This is a genomic window from Halomonas citrativorans (assembly GCF_014898005.1).
In the GTDB taxonomy this organism is placed as follows: domain Bacteria; phylum Pseudomonadota; class Gammaproteobacteria; order Pseudomonadales; family Halomonadaceae; genus Vreelandella; species Vreelandella citrativorans.
This window is the reverse complement of record NZ_JABUYX010000063.1, coordinates 1-1238: the sequence shown is the minus strand read 5'-3', so window position 1 is coordinate 1238 and position 1238 is coordinate 1. Positions and strand designations below refer to the sequence as shown.

Sequence of the window (1238 nt, the reverse complement as noted above, 5' to 3'; positions counted from 1 at the left end):
TGTAGTGGTCAACTAATACCGGACAGTAATTTAAGATTTTCCTCAGCCACAACGGGAGGCATACCATCGTTAAATGAGTGAGGGCGCTGCTGGTTGTAGTAACCCATCAGGTAGCCACTAACGTCTTTCTTGGCCTCAGGTAGATTTCGATATCCCAAAGCCGGTATCCACTCCGATTTCAGGCTCCGGAACAACCTTTCCATCGGCGAGTTGTCCCAGCAGTTGCCACGTCGGCTCATGCTTTGTTTCATTCGATAGCGCCAAAGTCTTTGGCGGAACTTGCGGCTGGCATACTGACTACCCTGATCGGAATGGAACATGACGCTCTTTGGCTGACCACGTTGTTCCCAGGCATGATCCAGCGCTTTCACAACAAGACCTGCATCCGGACTGGACGACATGGCCCAGCCAACAACACGACGAGCATAAAGATCCAACACAACGGCCAGGTAGCTCCAACGCTGGCCACTCCAGATATAGGTGATGTCACCACACCAGACCTGATTGGGCTGGTCTGGTGTAAATTTGCGGTCAAGATGGTTCGCAATATCAGGTCGCTCAACGGGCGCCTGCTTGTAAGCATGAGGGCCCGGCTGCTTACAGATTAACCCCATTTCGCTCATCAAACGCCGAACCTTGAAACGACCAATGGTGACGCCTTCTTCGTTGAGCAAACCCTTGATCGAGCGGCTGCCAGCTGAGCTGCGACTCTTTTTGAAAAGGCGGTTTACCTGAGCCTTTAAGGCCAAACGCTCAACATTCACGCGGTCCCGCCGCTGGCGGTACTCGTAGTAACTGGAGCGGCTAATATCAAACGCGTTACAGACCATTTCAACAGGCATTTGCTCACTCAACTGGTCTATCAGCGCGTACGATTCATGTCGTCCGACATCAAGAGAGCAGTAGCCTTTTTTAGGATGGTTTTTTCCATCTCAAGGCGTTTGCAGCGAGCCTCAAGCTCCTGAATACGCTGCTGTTCTGGGGTTAACGCTTTACCCTTAGGCGTTACCCCTTGACGCTCGTCCGCAAGCTGGTGAACCCAGCGTCGCAGGGCGCTTTCTCCGACACCCAACGAGGTACAAGCTTGGGGATAGCTGTACCCTTGATCTAGTACCAGGCTGGCAGCTTCCTGCTTAAATTCAGGCGAAAAAGTACGTCGTTTCCTGGTCATCAGACACCTCGCTTATGGTGGCAATATTACCACCTACGTTGGTGTCCGGTTTTATTGAACCACTACA

General features: G+C 52.0%; 1 protein-coding gene. It reads right to left on the bottom strand.

All coding sequences use genetic code 11. From position 1 onward, the window contains the following. Window positions 1-8: 8 nt before the first annotated feature. A protein-coding gene (locus INT20_RS17905) for an IS3 family transposase (protein ID WP_193057450.1) occupies window positions 9-1171 on the bottom strand; the annotation gives its coding sequence in 2 pieces (ribosomal slippage) (window positions 9-916 and window positions 916-1171; 1164 coding nt in all). Between the last annotated feature and the right edge of the window lie 67 nt (window positions 1172-1238).